Origin of the sequence: Flavilitoribacter nigricans DSM 23189 = NBRC 102662, assembly GCF_002646595.1 — a bacterium.
Lineage (GTDB): Bacteria > Bacteroidota > Bacteroidia > Chitinophagales > Saprospiraceae > Flavilitoribacter > Flavilitoribacter nigricans.
In genome coordinates, this window is the sequence record NZ_PDUD01000015.1 from 1 (window position 1) to 20,384 (window position 20,384).

The 20,384-nt window shown below is 51.8% G+C and carries 6 protein-coding genes; 2 read left to right on the forward strand and 4 right to left on the reverse strand.

Annotation, left to right across the window (positions count from 1 at the left end; translation table 11 throughout):
- From CRP01_RS09235 to CRP01_RS09255, 4 genes are all read right to left on the reverse strand, one after another.
- Positions 1-4,094, reverse strand: a 4,094-nt coding sequence (locus CRP01_RS09235) for a beta strand repeat-containing protein (RefSeq protein WP_222845682.1), incomplete at its 3' end; no start/stop codon positions are given.
- A 358-nt stretch (positions 4,095-4,452) separates the two neighbouring features.
- Positions 4,453-7,110, reverse strand: a complete 2,658-nt coding sequence (locus tag CRP01_RS09245) for a hypothetical protein (protein WP_170110298.1) — start codon at positions 7,108-7,110, stop codon at positions 4,453-4,455.
- A gap of 57 nt (positions 7,111-7,167) precedes the next feature.
- Positions 7,168-8,154: a T9SS type A sorting domain-containing protein gene (locus CRP01_RS09250; protein ID WP_099149747.1), complete on the reverse strand. Its 987-nt coding sequence runs from the start codon at positions 8,152-8,154 to the stop codon at positions 7,168-7,170.
- A 95-nt stretch (positions 8,155-8,249) separates the two neighbouring features.
- Positions 8,250-16,040: a DUF4347 domain-containing protein gene (locus CRP01_RS09255; protein WP_099149748.1), complete on the reverse strand. Its 7,791-nt coding sequence runs from the start codon at positions 16,038-16,040 to the stop codon at positions 8,250-8,252.
- Between the two features lie 733 nt (positions 16,041-16,773).
- On the opposite strand from CRP01_RS09255, the gene CRP01_RS09260 reads away from it, so the two are divergent.
- Together CRP01_RS09260 and CRP01_RS41855 are read left to right on the forward strand one after the other, a co-directional pair.
- Positions 16,774-17,439, forward strand: a complete 666-nt coding sequence (locus CRP01_RS09260) for a LuxR C-terminal-related transcriptional regulator (protein WP_099149749.1) — start codon at positions 16,774-16,776, stop codon at positions 17,437-17,439.
- A gap of 1,288 nt (positions 17,440-18,727) precedes the next feature.
- Positions 18,728-19,195 carry a hypothetical protein gene (locus CRP01_RS41855; RefSeq protein ID WP_143473339.1) on the forward strand — a complete coding sequence of 156 codons (468 nt, stop codon included), beginning with the start codon at positions 18,728-18,730 and terminating at the stop codon, positions 19,193-19,195.
- The last annotated feature ends 1,189 nt before the right edge of the window (positions 19,196-20,384 follow it).

Below are 20,384 nucleotides of genomic sequence, written 5' to 3' on the forward strand. Positions count from 1 at the left end.
TTCGTATCCGCTACTGCGTTCACCGTGGCGGTGTTGGTGTACAAGCCATCATCGATATCGTCTTGCGTGATCGTGTGTGCGGCCGTGTATAGCCAGGTCTCTCCCACATCCAGTACGCCATCTTCATCGGTATCTCCGTCGTTGAAGCCATCCGTATCCGCATCAACCGGAAGGATAGTTCCCGCATCGGCACCCGGATCGGTGACTACTACGTTGTAGATCGAGACGTTACCGTCGTTCAGTACTTCGATATCATAATTGACTACATCGCCAACTGCATCGTAAGTCGTCGGAGACGCTACTCCGTCGATATTATTCGCCGTCTTGGTCAGCATGATGCTCGGGGCTTGCGTAGCATTCACCGTTTCATCATCGCTGTCGGTCACCGCTACATCGCCTACTCCCGCGTCATTACCGTCACCATCGCCATTGGTATCCGCTACTGCGTTCACCGTGGCGGTGTTGGTGTAGAGTCCATCATCGATATCATCTTGGGTGATCGTGTGCGCGGCTGTGTATAGCCAGGTCTCACCTACATCCAGAACGCCATCTTCATCGGTATCGCCGTCGTTGAAGCCATCCGTATCCGCATCAACCGGAAGGATGGTGCCGGCATCGGCACCCGGATCAGTTACCACCACATTGTAGATGGAAACATTACCGTCGTTCAGCACTGCGATATCGTAGTTGACTACATCACCGACTGCATCGTAAGTCGTTGGAGACGCTACTCCGTCGATATTGTTCGCCGTCTTGGTCAGCATGATGCTCGGGGCTTGTGCAGCATTCACCGTTTCATCATCACTATCGGTCACCGCTACATCGCCTACTCCTGCATCATTACCGTCACCGTCACCGTTGGTATCCGCTACTGCGTTCACCGTGGCGGTGTTGGTGTACAATCCATCATCGATATCGTCTTGGGTGATCGTATGCGCGGCCGTGTATAGCCAGGTCTCACCTACATCCAAAACGCCGTCTTCATCGGTATCTCCGTCGTTAAAGCCATCCGTATCCGCATCAACCGGAAGGATGGTTCCTACATCGGCACCCGGATCGGTCACTACTACATTGTAGATGGAAACGTTACCGTCGTTTAATACTTCTATATCGTAGTTGACTACATCGCCTACCGCATCGTAAGTCGTTGGAGACGCTACTCCGTCGATATTATTCGCCGTCTTGGTTAGCATGATGCTCGGGGCTTGTGCGGCATTGACCGTTTCGTCATCGCTATCCGTTACCGCTACATCGCCTACTCCCGCGTCATTACCGTCACCATCACCGTTGGTATCCGCTACTGCGTTTACCGTGGCGGTATTGGTGTAAAAGCCATCGTCGATATCATCTTGGGTGATCGTGTGCGCGGCTGTGTACAGCCAGGTCTCACCCACATCCAGCACGCCGTCTTCATCGGTATCTCCGTCGTTGAAGCCGTCCGTGTCCGCATCGACCGGAAGTATAGTTCCCGCGTCGGCACCCGGATCGGTGACTACTACATTGTAGATGGAAACATTACCGTCGTTTAGTACCTCGATATCGTAGTTGACTACATCGCCAACTGCATCGTAGGTAGTTGGAGACGCTACTCCGTCGATATTGTTCGCCGTTTTGGTCAGCATGATGCTTGGGGCTTGCGTGGCATTGACCGTTTCATCATCGCTGTCGGTTACCGCTACATCACCTACTCCTGCATCATTACCGTCACCATCACCGTTGGTATCCGCTACTGCATTTACCGTGGCGGTGTTGGTATACAAGCCATCGTCGATATCGTCTTGGGTGATCGTATGCGCGGCCGTATATAGCCAGGTCTCTCCCACATCCAGCACGCCGTCTTCATCGATGTCTCCGTCGTTGAAGCCGTCCGTGTCCGCATCCACTTCCAGGATGGTACCGGCATCGGCACCCGGATCGGTAACCACCACATTGTAGATGGAGACGTTACCGTCGTTTAGCACTTCGATATCGTAGTTTACTACATCACCGACTGCATCGTAAGTGGTCGGAGCGGCGACTCCGTCAATATTATTCGCTGTCTTGGTCAGCAGGATGCTCGGGTCCTGCGCGGCATTCACCGTTTCATCATCACTGTCGGTTACCGCTACATCGCCTACACCAGCGTCATTACCGTCACCATCGCCATTGGTATCCGCTACTGCGTTTACCGTGGCGGTATTGGTGTAAAAGCCATCATCGATATCGTCTTGGGTAATGGTGTGCGCAGCCGTATATAGCCAGGTCTCACCCACATCCAGTACGCCGTCTTCATCGGTATCGCCGTCGTTGAAGCCGTCCGTATCCGCATCAACCGGAAGAATCGTTCCGGCGTCTGCGCCCGGATCGGTGACTACTACGTTGTAGATCGAGACGTTACCGTCGTTCAGCACTTCGATATCGTAGTTGACTACATCACCAACTGCATCGTAAGTAGTCGGAGCGGCGACTCCGTCGATATTGTTCGCCGTCTTGGTCAGCATTATGCTCGGGGCTTGTGCGGCGTTGACCGTTTCGTCATCGCTATCGGTCACCGCTACATCGCCTACTCCCGCATCATTACCATCACCATCGCCGTTCGTATCCGCTACTGCGTTTACTGTGGCGGTGTTGGTATACAATCCATCGTCGATGTCGTCTTGGGTGATCGTGTGCGCGGCCGTGTACAGCCAGGTCTCGCCCACATCCAGTACACCGTCTTCATCGATATCTCCGTCGTTGAAGCCGTCCGTATCCGCATCAACCGGAAGGATAGTTCCCGCATCGGCACCCGGATCGGTGACTACCACGTTGTAGATCGAGACATTACCATCGTTCAATACTTCGATATCATAATTGACTATATCGCCAACTGCATCGTAAGTCGTTGGAGACGCTACTCCGTCGATATTGTTCGCTGTCTTGGTCAGCATGATGCTCGGTGTCTGCGGAATCAAAGTCACCGTCGGATCATCTCCCAGATCACCATTTGTGACTCCATTATAATCCGGAGTTTCCACAGCGGCCGGATCGGCGATTACCGTACCGTCGGGCTCCGTGCCCGTATCAGAGATATCCGTGATAGCGGGTACGCCGTAATCCGGATAAGCGGTGACCAGTGCGCTGTTTTGCACATAACCGGCATCGATATCCGCCTGATCCACGGTATAAACCGCGGTGTAGCTCAGGGTGCCCCCGATGACCAGATCGGGATCATCCCCATCGCCGTCGAGGTCTGCACCGCCGCTGCCCATCACATAGGTAGGCATTGGCAGAGCGCCGGCACCGGTAAAACCGGGGGCGCTTTCGGTGACTACCACATCGTAAAGGGTAGCCGGACCGCTATTGGTTACTTCGTAAGTATAAGTTATCGTATTAGAGAGTGCGTCGTAGGTTAGGGAAGATTTCACCAAGGTTACGTCTGCATTACAGACGTCTTCTATACAGTCAGTAGTGGTAGTGGCACCAACGGTATCATCCAGTTCGTCCACCCGGCAATCGAAAGCGGGATCTTCTTCCCACAGGTAATTGATCACTTCATCGTCCGCCAGGATGGCATCGGACTGGTCGAGGTTGAGGTAGTAGGTACCCACCATACCTGCATCATTCACCAGATAACCGTCATCATTGGCAATACCCATGTCCCATCCGCAATGGTTGTTGTCAAACACCAGCGGAGAACAGAGGGGGTAGGTCACACCGGTCTCAATCGTGAAACAGAAGTCCAACACATGGGTCGGGGTGGTACTCAGCGGAATGGGCGTATTATCATTGGCGATCAGGTTGAACTGCGCGAAAATACCGCCGCCACCTTCAAAACCGAATACACCGCCGTACACATCGTTACTCTGGTTCAATCCGCTTACCGTATAGCCGTTTTCTACGTTGTTGACCATCAGGTTACTCAGATAGCCCGCATCGTAGAAGATCCGGATCGTACTGGTGGCCAGTTCCGGATTCAGCGTCCCATCGCTGATCGAGACCTGCATAGGATAACAGATCTCGGTAGTCACCCCACAGGATACCTGTATATCACCGATGCTCCATTCCAGGGTACGCTGGGAATAGGCAGTAGTGATAAACAAAAATGCTGTAAGGAATAGTAAAGATTTCTTCATCGTTTTTTAATTTCCTTGGGTTAGACACACACTCAAAATTTGTTTAGCTGTACAACTGCGGCCAATGGTTTAAAACTTTGAAAAACAGTGACCTCGGTTTACATTTCCTTTTTGAAAAGTTTGTCGATGCGTGTATTCATCGGAGCTTTCCAGGCCAGGAAAAGGCCTGACACACTTTTGAAATATCTGGGGCAGTTTTCTGTAGATCAGCTAATTCCTTCCATTGCGCCAAGGATCTTTTTCCTTGCGTTTTACAGGAAGCTGATGTATTCTGATTATGTGACCAAACAAGTAAGAAAGAAACCTAAATAGCGGGTTTAGAAGGTGTTGATTAGTAGCGTTAGAGCGTTATGAACCGTCAATCCCGAAGCACACTGGTAAACAGCGGAGAATTCGTTTCCCAGAGTTCATAATCCAGGGCACTCACTTCTCCATCCATATTGTAATCCACCAAATTGTACGTCCGGGTTTCCGGGCCGTTGAGCAGCCACTTGGCAAAGTCAGCTGCGGTGATATCGGTATCTTCGTTATCGGGAGAGCTTTGTTCCCCGTTGCCGGCAATCATGGCAAAAACACCGGGCACTACTTCTTTTTGCCGGACGAATACGCCGGAATTAAAGGGGTCATTTAAATACGATTGTTTATCTGTGAAGTCATAGGTTAGAAAGCCATTGATGACCGGAATGGACTCAGCGGACATGATGATAAGGTGATTCCGGTGTTCAACGACAATGTAGTAGGGTTGTCCGGGATCCAGTTCGCAGCAATAGTCCTCATCGACAAACTGGACGGAACCGTCCTGATGTAAAAGAGCCGCTCGCTGACAAAGAATCTCCGAACCATCTGTGGGGTTGGAGCGCAGAGAGACCAGTATCCAATCCGTAACCGTCGCCGGATAACCGGCATCGGCATTGGCACTCATGGCCTCGGAATCAAAGAAGGTGCCCTCATTTCCGCTGTAATTCCAGGGGGAGATATTGTAGGCCTGGCCGGGCGTACCGAGCGCAGGGGTATAGATGTTTCCACTAAAAGCATTCTCACTATATTGTCCGGGAAGCAATTTGGACGAATTGAGGTCCGTCCGCATCGGAACCTGATAAAGCCCCGTTTGCGGAATGATCAGACTGCCTTCCAGATAGACCCGAAGGTCGATCTCCAGACAATCCGGGCAGGCGGCATCGAGGCAATCGTCTACCACATCGTTGTAAGTAGCTCCCGAGGTAAGGTTGGTGCTATTCGGTCCGTTGTTTTCCGATATCACCGTATACTGCCCGGTAAAAGCTCCGGCCGTTGCCGGGCGACTGTGGTAAAAGGTCAGGCAATTGGTGCCGGTTTCATCCGTCAGTACTTCCGGTACAAACGAAACGCAGATCTCCGCAACTCCCGTAAATCCGGAAGTAAGGATCTGCTGGGCGGCTGCCGGATTGGATTTGTCCGTCTGTACAATACTGAAATCCAGAAAGCCCAGATTGTCATCAATATCATCCAGCGGGCTGAAAGCCTCCTGGCCCTGACCGCTAACCGCAAGGTTCTGGTCAATGTTGGCGGCACCGTAGTAGGCGCCGTCCAGCAGTGAGGTAACTGAAGTTACGGTCATGATATCCGCATCAAAAAAGAAGCGGTAGTTCTGATCGCCCAGCGCCCAATCCATTCCCGAAGCGCTTTGCAATTCCAGGGTATAGCAGGCTGTTTTGTCCGCGCAGTTGACCAGACTCTGGGTCAGTTGAATATCCCAGGACTGCACGCAGGCCGCTCCCAGGCAGGCGCCGTTACCGTCCGCTGCGGTCAGGTCATCGTAGTTCAGACCGGCCGCCGAAACCGTATTGTTGGGCACATCGTTCTCACTGACTACAGTGTATTGCTCCGTGACCGAACCGGCCGTTGCCGGGCGACTGTGGTAAAACGCTAGACAGGTGTTGCCGTCTACATTGTTTATAACTTCCGGCTCCACCGAAACGCAGATCTCGGCCACGGCTACAAAATCCGCCGTGATGATCTGCTGGGCGGCCGCCGGATTGGTTTTATCGGACTGGACGATGCTAAAATCCAGAAAGCCGAGGTTATCATCTATATCATCGAGCGGACTGGCCGCTTCCTGGCCCTGACCGGATACTTTGACATTCTGGTCAATTGTGGCCGGACCGTAAAATGCTCCCGGCAACAGGGAAGTTACCGAAGTAACGGTACTGAGATCACCGTCGAAAAAGATCCGGTAGTTCTGATCGCCCAGGGCCCAGTCACTTCCCGAAGAGCTCTGCAATTCCAGGTTATAGCAGGCCGTATTGGCGAAACAGTCGACATCCGCCAGATTAAACCGGATGTTCCAGCTATTGGTACCCGCCGCACAAAATGCACCCAGGCAAGCCGCCTGGCCATCCGCTTCGGTCAGGTCATCATACCCGGCTCCGGTGCTTGCAATCACATTGTTAGGCGTATCGTTCTCGGAGACCACCGTGTACTGGGTGGTCAGGCTGCCGGCCGTTTCCGGACGGCTGTGGTAGAATGCCAGACAGGTCGTACCGTTCTCATCGTTGATCACTGCAGGATCTACATCGACGCAGATCTCCGCCACCTGGGTAAAAGATGCCGTAGTAATTAGCTGAGCCGCACCGGGATTGGATTTATCGGTCTGGGTAATATTAAAATCGAGAAATCCGAGGTTGTCGTCAATATCGTTCAGCGGGCTAAAGGCTTCCTGGCCCTGACCCGCGATCTTTAGGTTCTGATCGATCACCGCCGGGCCGTAAAAAGCTCCCGGCAACAGGCTACTTACCGAAGTAACCGTGGTGAGATCACCGTCAAAAAACAGTCGGTAATTCTGATCGCCTAATGTCCAGTCGGTTCCCGAAGCACTCCTCAATTCCAGGGCGTAACACGCTTGATTAGTAGCGCAGTCAACTGTCTGTAAAGAGAGCTGAATGTCCCACTGGTTTTGGGCAAAGAGCGACTGGCTAAAGCAGCAGACCATCATTACTAAGCATAGCTCCCTGAAACTTCCCATAATTAATTCGATCATTTTGATTAAATCAAGAAAAAACCCGCCATTACCACGCCGCGGCAGTGTCAGATTAACTTAGTCGCGGACTATTTTCACCAGCTGCTTCTGTAGCTGAATGTCCTCGGTGCGTACCATGAACAGGTACACGCCGGAAGGCAGGTCTTCAAGATCAACGGTGTTCTCCTCCTGGTTCAGTGCTCCCATTTTCCAACTGGCGATCAGACGATTGAACTGATCGTAGATCAGGACTTCATGCGGGCCGAGTTCCAGGCCGGGGGTATCGTAGCGTACGGGACCGGCCGCCGGATTGGGATAGATATCCAGCCGAACGTTCAGTAATTCTTTGATCTCATTTTTGTTGATAGCAATGCCCGGAGTCAGGTCATTTCTCACTACCTGATTGCAGATCATGGCCAGGCGGGCGTCCGCTCCGCTCTCGAAGGTCAGGTCCACAAATTCACCGGAGGCCGTCGCTACCGTATGGTTTGGAGCATCGTGTTCGGTGATCACTACGTACTGGGCAGTAAATTTCCCGGCTGTCTCTTTCCGGCTGAACTTCATGCTCAGCGCGTTTTTCAACTCCATGCTGCTGAGATGAGCGGGATCCACGGTCATGGAAAGTTCCGCTACCGGCAGATACCGGTCCCGCTCTACCGTGGCCGAAACATTGGGATTTGACTTTTTGGTTTGTACAATACTGAAATCCAGGAAGCCCAGATGATCATCGATGTTGTCCAGAGGGCTGTATTCCTCCTGCCCCTGGCCGTAGAACTTCAGGTTCTCGTCGATACTGGCCGGACTGTAAGCCGTTTCGGGCAGCAGCGAACGCACTCCATTCACGGTCATCAGGTCCGCATCGAAGAACAGGCGATAGTTCTGGTCACCGAGAGCCCAGTTCTGCTCCGAGCTGCTCTTGATCTCCAGCGTATACCAGGCCTGCCGGTTTTGGCAATCCAGCCGGTTCAGGATCAAACGAACATCCCACTGGTTCTGTGCCTGTACCTGGAACACGGAAATGAACAAGGCAAAAAGGATGGAGCATGTGTATATGAATCTTTTCATTGTCGTCTTTATTTAAGTAAGAGACCTAATTTATCGAGAGCTCAAAGCACGCAGCAGCGATCATCGGCTCCTGCATGCTTTGAGTTGAGCATTATCTATTCAAAATTTACATCCGAAGCTTTCGCCGTATTGTTGAGCCATAAGGACTCATCATTGGCATTCACATCGCCGTCCAGGTTGTAATCCGCCCGGTTGTAGGCATCGCCGGTACCGTTGTTGTCGGTCCAGACCGCTTCGTCGGTAGCGTTTACATCCGTACGGGCACCCGCAGCGGAAGTCTGATCGCCGTTGGCGGCGAACATCCCGTATACTCCGGCACCCAATAGCTTCTGACCATCTCCGAGGAAGGTGGTGAAGGATTGCTGCGTACGGAAATCGTAGCTGACCTGACCGCCACCGGAAACCAGTACCGGAACGTCGGACATCACCGGCAGGTGATTGCGGTGCTCGATGACGATGTATACTTCCTGACCGTCGAGCAGGGCACAATTACAGCCTTCGGGGAACAGGATGGTACCGTCTTTGTACAGCAGACCGGCCTGCGTGCAGAGCGTTGTGCTGGCATCAACATCACTTCTCAGAGAAACCAGTACCCAGTCTACCACATCAGGATGGTAACCGGCATCCGCATTGCCAACCGTCATGTAATCGAAAGCATCGCCTTCCGTGCCGTTGTAGGCCCAGGGCGCTCCGCTGTAAGGCTGGCCAACCGGCGTTTCCACGCCCATGAACATGGCCGGATCCTGTCCGGGTAGCAGACGCATCGTATTCAGATCCGTTCTCATTTCACTGACTCCGTCGTAAGCGCCTTCCAGCCACACCGCCGTGGTGATGGTGCACTGGCCCTGTACCATGACAAATACCGTGGCCGTGGCGCAGACATCGGGATCCGGAGTGGTATTGCAGACCTGATAATCGATCGTTACGGTCGTTCCGACCTCTCCCACCAGCGGTGTGTAATCCACGGTGCCGGCCAAAGGATCAAAGGTGATCGTACCACCGGCGTCACCGCCTACCTGGGTCAGCGAAGTGTTCGCCCCCGGGAGGAAGTCATCGTTCGCCAGAATGTCTACCGTTGTAGTGACGCCAAAGTCGGCGACAGCGTTGTCATCCAGGGCAGTAGCTACCAGCGGATTGGGATCGTCCCCGTTCGGGTTTCCGTCATTATCGCAATCCAGCATTTCCCAGGCCATACTCGGCGGCAAGGTTACATCGCCGGGATTGTAATCGCAGGGATCAAGTGGGTCGGTATTGTCGCCGGGCGTATTCGGATCGCCGTCCGTACCGTTGATCTCGTCGGCATCCGTTACCCCATCGCCGTCACAGTCGCCCGTGCTGGTCGCTACCAGCGTTACATCCGCCAGGTTCAGGGAGCAGGGATCATTCGGATCGGTATTGTCACCGGGCGTATTCGGATCGCCGTCCGTACCGTTGATCTCGTCGGCATCCGTTACGCCATCGCCGTCACAGTCGCCCGTACTGGTCGCTACCAGCGTTACATCAGCCAGGTTCAGTGAGCAGGGATCGTTCGGGTCGGTATTGTCGCCGGGCGTATTCGGATCGCCGTCCGTACCGTTGATCTCGTCGGCATCCGTTACCCCGTCACCGTCACAGTCGCCCGTGCTGGTCGCTACCAGGGTTACACTGGCCTGATTCAGTGAACAGGGATCGTAAGGACTGGTCATGTCCACATCGCGTTCCGTTACGTTGATCACACCGTCACCGTCGCAGTCGGCATTGGCCCAGATCGGGTTACCGGCCACTTCGGAACCTTCAATGTAGCCCACACAGGGATCATTGGGATCCGGGTCGGAGAAATCCGGGTTGCCGTCACCGTCCGTATCCAGTCCGCAGTCTTCGAGCGTAACTGTCACGGCATTGCTGGCCAGTGAATAACAACCGGCAACTGCATCGTAGAAATAAGCGTAGTATACCCCGGCCGTAGCCATGTCCGGCGTCGCATATGGTGCACCCATTGGGGGATTATCGTTGGTAGTAAACCAAACCAGACTGGCTCCGGCGGGTATTTCCATTACCAAACTATTGAGATCAAAGGTAGGGGTGGGGCAGGTGTTGCTCACCATCACTCCGGTACCGGTATCTCCATCCAATACGGGCGCATCGACTCCGGCATTGGATACGCCTCTGAGTACAGCGCCGTATACGAAGGTTGTACCGGCATCCACATCTACCAGATTGCTCACTGAGAAGCGTACTTCGTCGAACGGCAAGGTAGTGGTGAAACCAACGATCTGCCGGCTGCCCGTCAGGATCTCCAGGGTAAGGAGTACTCCGGAGCTGCTCTCCTGCAGCGCACCATCCAGATAGGTCGTGACCTCCCCGGCAGCGAACAGATCCACACCCAAGAGGGTCGGATTTTCGATATCAAAACCGGCGAAAGTCCCGGCCGGGTAATCCGTCAGTACATCTTTGACGGCGATGGAACCGGTACTCAGTACACCGGCCGTCAGTACGATGCTGGCCCGGTTGTCCGTATCATCATCGATCACATTCTGGGAATCGTTCACTGAACAAAGGGCGCAAACCGCACCGGTGATACCCGTCAGTTCATTATCGATAATTACGGGATAGTCCGGATTGGTCAGATAGGTATTCGTGGCACAATCCGGATCGGGTCCGACACAGAAAGCCTGGAATACTGCATTGTACACCTCGGTTATATTTACTGCGCCCAACAGGTTGGTTACTTCGAGTTTCACTTCGTCGAAAGGAAGGGTGGTAACAAAGCCCACCAACTGATCGCCCGCACCGTTGAGCAGGGACGAGCTGGCGGAAACCAGGGTTACATTCGTGGAAGATTCCTGCAAAGCGCCATCCAGATAGGTGCGGACGGTAATGCCCGACAGTACATTGGCTTCTACCAGATCCGGATTGGAGATATTGAAACCGGCGAAAGTACCGGCCGGATAATCGGTCAGTACATCCTGCACTGCGATCGATCCCACCGTTCCGACGTTTACATCGAGCGTGATCGTCGCGAAATCAGCCGTACTGGCGGAGATCACATTCTCGGCATCATCTACCGTACAGCCGATACAGGCTACACCGCTGATCCCCGTTTCCGCAACATCAATGATGGTCGGGTAATCGGGGTTATTCATTAAGGTCTGGGTATTACATTCGAGGGCCGGACCGGCACAGAACGCCTCTACCACCGCGTGGTAAACCTGAGCGGTAAAGAGTACCCCGACCAGCGATTCGTAAGTGATCCGGATCTCATCGAAATCCATGGTAGTCACAAAACCCAGTACGATATTACCGTCCGGATCCAGCAGCGCGGTGTTCGCGCCGATCAGGGCGGTGACGGCATCGTAGCTTTCCGCCAAAACGCCGTTGTTATAAGTTTCGATGGTGACGGTCGCATCGATCGATGCCTGTAGCAGTCCGACGGAGCTTACCTCAAACCCGGCAAAATAACCGGCCGGGTAGGTATCGCCCGCATCGTTATCCACGACACTGATCGTAGCGTCACAGGCCAGACCGGTAATACTGACCGTCGCAAAATTATCGGTATCGGCATCCACCAGATTGTCCAGGCCGATCACCCCGCCGATGCAGGGCAGCAGCACATCATCCGTCACGCTGGCCGATAGGTTATCAAAAGCAATTTCGTCATTGACAAATGCGGATTTCACATTACAATCGATCATCGGATCGCAAATGTCGAAGATGACGGTGACCGGATTACTGGCCAGGGAATAACAGCCCGTTCCGTCTTCCAGGAAGTAGGCGTAATAAGTTCCCGCAGTAGCCATAGTGGGCGTTGCGTAAGCAGCACCGGCAGGTGGATTATCATTGCTGGTATACCATTCGATGGTTGTTCCGGGAACCGGAGTGATCAGGGTAGTCAGATCGAAAGTGGTGGCAGGACAAATATTACTTACCGTCAGTCCATCTTCACTGTCGCCATCGTCCCCATCGCCGATCAGTAAAGGCGCAGCCGATACACTCCGCAGAACGGCACCGTATACGAGAGTCGTTCCGGCATCTACATCCACCAGATTGCTGATCGAGAAGCGTACTTCGTCGAACGGCAGCGTAGTAAAGAAGCCCACGATCTGGCGGCTACCGGTCAGGATCTCCAGACTCAACAGCGTAGCGCCACTGGTTTCCTGCAACACCCCATCCAGGTAGGTGGATACCTCCCCGGCCGCCAGCAGATCTACGCCCAGCAGCGTGGGATTATCAATATCAAAGCCGGCAAAATAGCCGCCGGGATAATCCGTCAGTACATCTTTGACCGCAATGGAACCGGTACTCAGCACACCGGCGGTGAGTACGATACTTGCTTCGTTATCCGTATCGGCGTCGATCACATTCTGGGAATCGTTCACAGAACATAGCGCGCAAACCGCACCGGTAATACCCGTTAGTTCATTATCGACAATCACCGGATAATCCGGATTGGTCAGGTAGGTATTCGTGGCACAATCCGGAGTAGGACCGGCACAGAAAGCCTGGAATACCGCATTGTAGACCTGGGTAATATTGATCGCTCCCAGGAGATTGGTCACTTCGAGTTTTACTTCGTCAAAAGGCAATGTGGTGACAAAGCCCACCAACTGATCGCCCGTACCATTGATCAGGGACGAGCTGGCCGAAACCAGGGTCACATTGGTGGAAGATTCCTGCAGGGCGCCATCCAGATAGGTGCGGACGGTAATGCCCGACAGCACATTGGCTTCCACCAGATCCGGGTTCGAAATATTGAAACCGGCAAAGGTACCGGCCGGATAATCGGTCAGTACATCCTGCACCGCGATCGATCCAACCGTTCCGACGTTCACATCGAGGGTGATCGTGGCGAAATCCACCGTACTGGCGGAGATCACATTCTCAGCGTCATCTACCGTACAGCCTACACAGGCCACCCCGGTGATCCCGGTTTCGTTGTTATCCACTATGGTCGGATAATCCGGGTTGTTCATGAGAGTCTGGGTGTTACAGGCCAGTGCCGGTCCGGCACAGAACTCCTCAATCACCGCGTGGTAAACCTGAGCGGTAAAGAGCACCCCAACCAGGGATTCGTAGGTGATGCGGATCTCATCGAAATCCAGCGTGGTCACAAATCCCAGCACGATATTGCCGTCCGGGTCCAGCAGTGATGTATTGGCACCGACCAGAGACGTGATGGCATCGAAGCTTTCCGCAAAAGCGCCATTGTTGTAGGTCTCGATGGTGACGGTTGCACCGATGGAGGCCTGCAGCAATCCGGCAGAACTTACCTCAAAACCGGCAAAATAACCGCCGGGGTAAGTATCGCCCGCATCGTTATCCACGACGCTGATCGTGGCGTCACAGGCCAGGCCGGTGATGCTGACCGTCGCAAAATTATCAGTATCGGCATCTACCAGATTATCCAGGCCGGTCACCCCGCCGATACAGGGCAGCAATACATCGTCCGTCACACTGGCGGATAGGTTATCAAAAGAAATTTCGTCGTTGACAAATGCGGACTTTTCATTACAATCGATCACCGGCGCACAAATATCGAATACCATGGTGACCGGGTTGCTGGGCAGCGAGTAGCAGCCCTCTACCGCATCGTAGAAATAAGCGTAATACGTGCCAGCGGTGGCCATCGTCGGGGTAGCGTAAGCACCTCCGGTGGGCGGACTGTTATTCGTAGTATACCATTCGACCGTGGCACCGGCGGGAATACTCGCCACTAATGTAGTCAGATCGAAAGTGGTAGCGGGGCAGACATTACTGACCGATACGCCGGAACCGGCATCACCGGTAATTTCCGGAGGCGCCGTGCCCGCATCGGACGGTCCTCGGATCACCGCGCCGTAAACGAGGGTAGTTCCCAGATCCAGACCGACCGTATTGCGCACCGTCAGTCTGATCTCATCGAAGGAAAGTGTGGAGGTGAATCCGACTACCTGCCGATCGCCACCGAGCAATTGCAGGGAAAGCAGCACCCCGTCATCGCTATCTTCCCGTTCTACTCCATCCAGATAGGTTACGACCTGGGCACCGGCCAGCAGATTAACATCCAGCAGGTTGGTATTTTCAATATCAAAACCGGCAAAGGTCCCGGCGGCATAGTCCGTGATCACATCGCGTACGGAAACTGTCGCTTCGAGACCAACCCCGGCCACCAGATCGATGCTGGCAAAATTGTCGGTATCGGAATCGATAATATTCTGAGCGTCATCAATGGAACAGCCAACACAGATCAGGCTGCTGACCTCATTGTCGACCACCACCGGATAGTCCGGGGTAACGAGATAGGTATCCAGCGCACAGTCCGGACTGGGCCCGGCGCAAAAGGTCTGGAAAACCGCATTGTATACCTGGGTTTCATTAAGTACACCCAGCAAATTGGAGACTTCAATTTTTACTTCATCAAAAGATAAGGTCGTGATGAAACCGATCAGTTGATTGCCCGCCCCGTTCAGCAGGGAAGAATTTACGGAAGCGAGGTCTGTACCGATGTTGGCGGTCGATTCCCGTTCCACACCGTCCAGATAGGTGGTGATGGTAATGCCGGAAAGCAAATTCGCACCCACCAGATTGGCATTGGAAATATTAAAACCGGCAAAAGTACCGGCCGCATAATCGGTCAGTACGTCCCAAACGGCGATCGATCCGGAACCGGCCACCCCGAGTGGTAGTGAAATGGTCGCAAAATCAGCATCGCTTTCAGAAATGACGTTTTCCGGATCATCGATCGTACAGCCAACGCAAACGCCGGTGATCTCCGTTTGAGCGTTATCGATGATGGTCGGATAGTCAGGGTTGTTCATCAGGGTTTGTTCGTTGCAGCTCAAAGGAACACCCGCAGCAAATACTTCAATTACAGCGTGGTAGATCTGAGCCGTAAACAATACGCCGATCAATGCATCATAAGTGATCCGGATCTCATCAAAATCCGAGGTCGTAATAAAACCGAGAACGATGGTTCCATCGCCACTGATCAATAGGGAATTAACGCCAACACCCGTGGTCACGACCACTTCGGATTCCTGAAGTACATTGTTATTGTAAGTGGAAATGGTAATCTCCGCGCCAACGGAAGCCTGTAATATACCGGCGGAACTTACCCGGAAGCCAGCAAAAGCGCCGCCCGGATAGGTGTCGGACGCATCATTATCTTTTACGCTTACCGTTCCATCACAGCCCAGGCCGGTAATACTTACCGAAGCAAAGTTGCTGGTGTTGTTGTCTACCAGGTTGCCCGTATTGGAAATACTTCCAGCGCAGAGCGGGATTACACTGGCTACAGTATTGGTAACCGTAGCCGTAATATTATTAAAGTTGGTCCCGTCGTTTACGAAGGGAAGCTTTTCATTGATTTGCAGATTATAGGCATAAGCCGGGAACGCCATCACTTCCCGCGCAGCACCAACCTCCAGTTCCCAATCACCCTGTGCCCCGGTAACATCATCCGAAGCCGCTACCGACAGGCCGAGTGCGCGCTGCAGATAAGCGACCGCCGCGCGACCGCTTTCGCCTTCGGCAAAATTACATCCGTATAGGTTGAGTTGGGTTTTACCGGTAAGCAGTTTCCCACTCTGTAGCCATTCGGCAATTTGGTGAGCATTCCGCCATTCGTTCTCCAGCAGCAGATAGCCGGGCCGACCGTGGGAGAAAAGGTGTAAGGTACGACCATTTTCTGCCTCCGCTTCCGCCAGTGGAAGCGCCTCGACCGCCTGATCAACGTATATATTCGTTTCGGAGGATAAGTATTGTGAGGAGAACGGGGTATTACTGAAACCCGACAGGGGAAAAAGGCCGCACAGACCCGCCCAGAGGATGGTTAAGGTAAAGGCTAGAGGCCAGGAGAAACGGGCATGTAGATTGCTCCCCGCCAGGCATACTACGGGCATGGCTTCAATAGGTCGTCGATATCTTTTCATAAAAAGGTTGATGTTTGAATAATTCAAAACACACTATAATGGTCTCCACTTCCGTCGGTTGCGGCAATAGCTTTTAAGCCCTGGTCGATAGCGCATGAGCAAAACTTTCGACAGGATCTAAAGGACCGCAATGGCCGTTTCAGTGGAGATTTTACTCCATGAGATCAGATAGTTGTAGTAAGATTGGTTGGAAGGATCTGAAGCAAGCCCGAGGATACCTTTGGTTTTGGGATCTCGATTTTACCGGCGATCAGAATAATGCACTGGAAACTAAGGAGAAAACTCCCCAAAGTCGGTGCTTTTAGTGAAGATGGTTGTGGTTGTACTTGAAATTGAAAAAGGATCACAGCAAGGACCTGGGCTATTCGCACGAACAGTGTTATCCACGTCGATCTGTGTTTTCCTAACAGGTAATCTTAAAAGTAGTTGAGTCTTTAATGCCTTAAATTTTTAAAAATAGCCACCAGGCTTCAATCTATTGAGGCATTTAAATTGGGTAAGCGTAAGCCTTTGATTGGAGTATTTGTTCGTTCTAATTGGATATTGCAAAGAGAATAAAAATAGGCTGCATTCACAACTACATGCACATGTATAAAAGATGTGATATTAATTTTTTTCATGTGATTGCTTTTCTAAATGTGAATGAATCGCTACATTTACATAACATATTTATCACATCCACTTACTACCATTTCCTCACGAACCCGTGCGACCAGCTCGCCGACGGAACTATATGGTAGAAATAGCGATTATCGACAACAACTCTAAATTGCTCAACCGGGCTAAAAAGTGGATCAACGACCAGGCAGACCTATCCTGCGTCATCTTAGAATCCCGTATCGGCAGGTTTTTTGAAAGTCTGGACCTGAGCCATCCACCGGATATCCTCATTATGGATCTGTACAGCAAACGCTCCACCAACCTCGACCACATCAAAAAACTAAAGATCTTACTGCCGGGCACCAAATTTATGCTCTACGCCGAGCAGATCGAAGAAGAACACCTCTTCAAAGCCCTGAAAAGTGGCGTAAACGCCATAAAACTCAAATGCGGCGAGATGCAGGCCTTCCTGGATACGGTCCACATGCTGATCCGTGGCGAGGACTATATTGACCCCTCCCTTTCCAAAAACATCATCAATCTTTTCCGGCAGGAAGTCACTTACGAAAACCCGGCCGAAGCTCACCTCAGTCAGTTTGTCGGCCTGCTCAACAATCGCGAACTGCAGGTTGTCAAGGGCCTGAGCAAAGGCAAACAATACAAAGAGATCGCCACCGATCTGTACATTTCCATCAACACGGTTCGGCACTACATCAAGTCCATCTACAAGAAATTTGACGTCAACAACAAAGTCCAGTTGATGAAAAAACTGCAGGGACTGCCCAATCTGGTCCATTAAGCGATGTGTAGCGCGCCTACATGATCTCACCTACTTTCCGTGTTAAATCATGGGATGGTTTATGTGAATGGTGCTGGAAGAAGAGTGGCAAAGTTTTTTCCTATTTAGTTTTATTGCGCTGAAATGTGGTGGGCCTTTTCCGAGGTCCATACAGCCCTTTGGATCATCGTGATCCGTATATGGGTAGATTGGGGCTTGGGATTGTGATTGGGGGTTTTGTTAGCAGCGGGGGGAGTATTTTTTGGCATTTGGACCGATGATAGGGAGCACCTCCCCCTTAATCTCCCTCGTCGGAGGGGGAAAACGCCGCTCGCAGGGTACCTGTCCTCCCAGGGGGAGGTGCCCGCAGGGCGGAGGGGGAACAAATTGTACTAAGGAAATCCATGACCGTGCAAATCAATAAGCGGAAAATATCCTTGCCTGGCACTTTATCTGATAACGCGAGTGGAGGTTGGATGAACAATATTATTGCGTAGTCACAGACTACGCTTAGCGGAGACATCCAGAAATTGAGTTAGTTAAGCACCGAATATTGGTTGTTAAAGAGCACCTCCCCCTTAATCCCCCTCGTCGGAGGGGGAAAACGCCCCTTGCAGGGTAAGTGTCCTCCCAAGGGGAGGTGCCCGCAGGGCGGAGGGGGATAAATCGTACGAAGGCAATCCATGACACAGATCAATAAACGGAAAATAGCCTTGCCTGGCACTTTATCTGATAACGCGAGTGGAAGTTGAATGAGCAATACTATTGAGTAGTAACAGACTATGCTAAGCGGAGACATCCAGAAATTGAGAGTTAGTTAAGCACCGAATATTGGTTGTTAAAAAGCACCTCCCCCTTAATCCCCCTCGCCAGAGGGGGACAACGTCCCTTGCAGCGTACCTGTCCTCCCAGGGGGAGGTGCCCGCAGGGCGGAGGGGGACAAGTCGTACGAAGGCAATCCATGACACAGATCAATAAGCGGAAAGTAGCTTTGCCTGGCACTTTATTTGGTAACGCGGGTGGAGGTTGAATGAGCAATGCTATTGCGTAGTAACAGACTACGCTGAGCGAGAAGGTATTTAGAATTAGGAGGGAACAAATCGTACGAAGGCAGTCCATGACACAGATCAATAAATGGAAAATAGAATTGCCTGGCACCATACCTGATAACGCGAGTTGGGGTTGGACGGTCAATATTATTTCGTAGTCGCAGACTTCATTTAGCGAGTTCTACTCAGTACTACCAAGATTAGGAGTTTCAAGCTATCTGTAAATCCATTTTTTTTGCATAAAAATTAAATCCTTAGTTATGAAAAAAACACTAATACTATGGGCCGTAGCCCTTATCGGCCTATTCATTTTACCAAATTGTAGCGGAGGTGATGATGGAAATAGTGGGGTATGTGATGAGTCAAGGGGAAGAGAAAGAAGTGATGAATGTTGGATTCGAGATTTTTCAATTTCAAGTTCAGCATATCCAAATCCGGTCGCTAGTAATGGAACTCTGAATATCAATGTACAATTTGGAGCAGCCAATACAAGTATGCAATTTCTCAATACGACAATTCACGTTAGGGTTTGGAATTCAGCCGGGCAATTAGTAAGTGATACGGATACTGGAACATATCCGCCAAATGCGGGTATACAGACTATTCCAATATGGTCACCAGGAGGTATAGCACAAGGTACTTATTCTTTCGAAGTAACTTTTGACTTTGGAGTTTGCGGTTCTGAAATATTATGTATCGATAAAATCATAGTGGCTGCGGGGAATTGATCGACTAAATCATTCGTACCTAGAAGCATTACGCCCAGACATTTTGCCTAATTTTTATTTAATGAAAAATTAGGAATGTCCTTACTACATAACGGATTGCTATTACTAACGATAAAAGGGCCCTACCAATAATAAGCGATAATTTAAGACGTTGCTTCATGCCGGTAGGGCCCTTTTGTATTTCTGCGGACGCAGTATTTATTTTGGCTGTGAGAGAAGGATTCGAACCTCCACGAGGCGGTTAGCCATAGTGCAAATGCTTAGTGGTCAACCCTAGTCTTGCCGAAGCAAGGCATTACGCTATGTTTATCCCGTTATCCCCACCCCCGAGACAAGAGGGCATGGCTGCCAGTTTCATCACCTCACAGTGTTGAGTATTTTCAAGGATCATCCAATCCGGATGATCGATGTGCTCTTCTCATTTGAAGAACGATGGCTGTGAGGGAAGGATTCGAACCTCCACGGGGCGGTTAGCTGTAGTACATTATCGGTAACGTGTACCGATCGGTGGTCAACCCCAGTCTCGTGTCGGCGTCGCCGTAGTTTCCTACAACGATAAACGACAGCGAGGTCGGCTGAGACTTATACTAGGTTTATTCCGCAATCCCCACCCCCGAGACAAGAGGGCATGGCTGCCAGTTTCATCACCTCACAGTATTGAGTATTTTCAAGGATCATCCGGATCGGATGACCGATGTGCTCTTCTCATTCGAAGAACGGTGGCTGTGAGGGAAGGATTCGAACCTCCACGGGGCGGTTAGCTGTAGTACATTATCGGTAACCTGTACCGATCGGTGGTCAACCCCAGTCTCGTGTCGGCGTCGCTGTAGTTTCCTACAACGATAAACGACAGCGAGGTCGGCTGAGACTTATACTAGGTTTATTCCGCAATCCCCACCCCCGAGACAAGAGGGCATGGCTGCCAGTTTCATCACCTCACAGTGTTGAGTGTTTTCAAGGATCATCCGGATCGGATGACCGATGTGCTCTTCTCATTCGAAGAGCGGTGGCTGTGAGGGGAGGATTCGAACCTCCACGGGGCGGTTAGCTATAGTACATTATCGGTAACCTGTACCGATCGGTGGTCAACCCCAGTCTCGTGTCGGCGTCGCCGTAGTTTCCTACAACGATAAACGACAGCGAGGTCGGCTGAGACTTATACTAGGTTTATTCCGCAATCCCCACCCCC

Excerpts from the sequence above, each read along its gene's own strand:
- CRP01_RS09260 (WP_099149749.1), top strand. The coding sequence starts at position 16,774 with ATGGTAGAAATAGCGATTATCGACAACAACTCTAAATTGCTCAACCGG.
- CRP01_RS09245 (WP_170110298.1), bottom strand. The coding sequence starts at position 7,110 with ATGATCGAATTAATTATGGGAAGTTTCAGGGAGCTATGCTTAGTAATG.
- CRP01_RS09250 (WP_099149747.1), bottom strand. The coding sequence starts at position 8,154 with ATGAAAAGATTCATATACACATGCTCCATCCTTTTTGCCTTGTTCATT.
- CRP01_RS09255 (WP_099149748.1), bottom strand. The coding sequence starts at position 16,040 with ATGAAAAGATATCGACGACCTATTGAAGCCATGCCCGTAGTATGCCTG.
- CRP01_RS41855 (WP_143473339.1), top strand. The coding sequence starts at position 18,728 with ATGAAAAAAACACTAATACTATGGGCCGTAGCCCTTATCGGCCTATTC.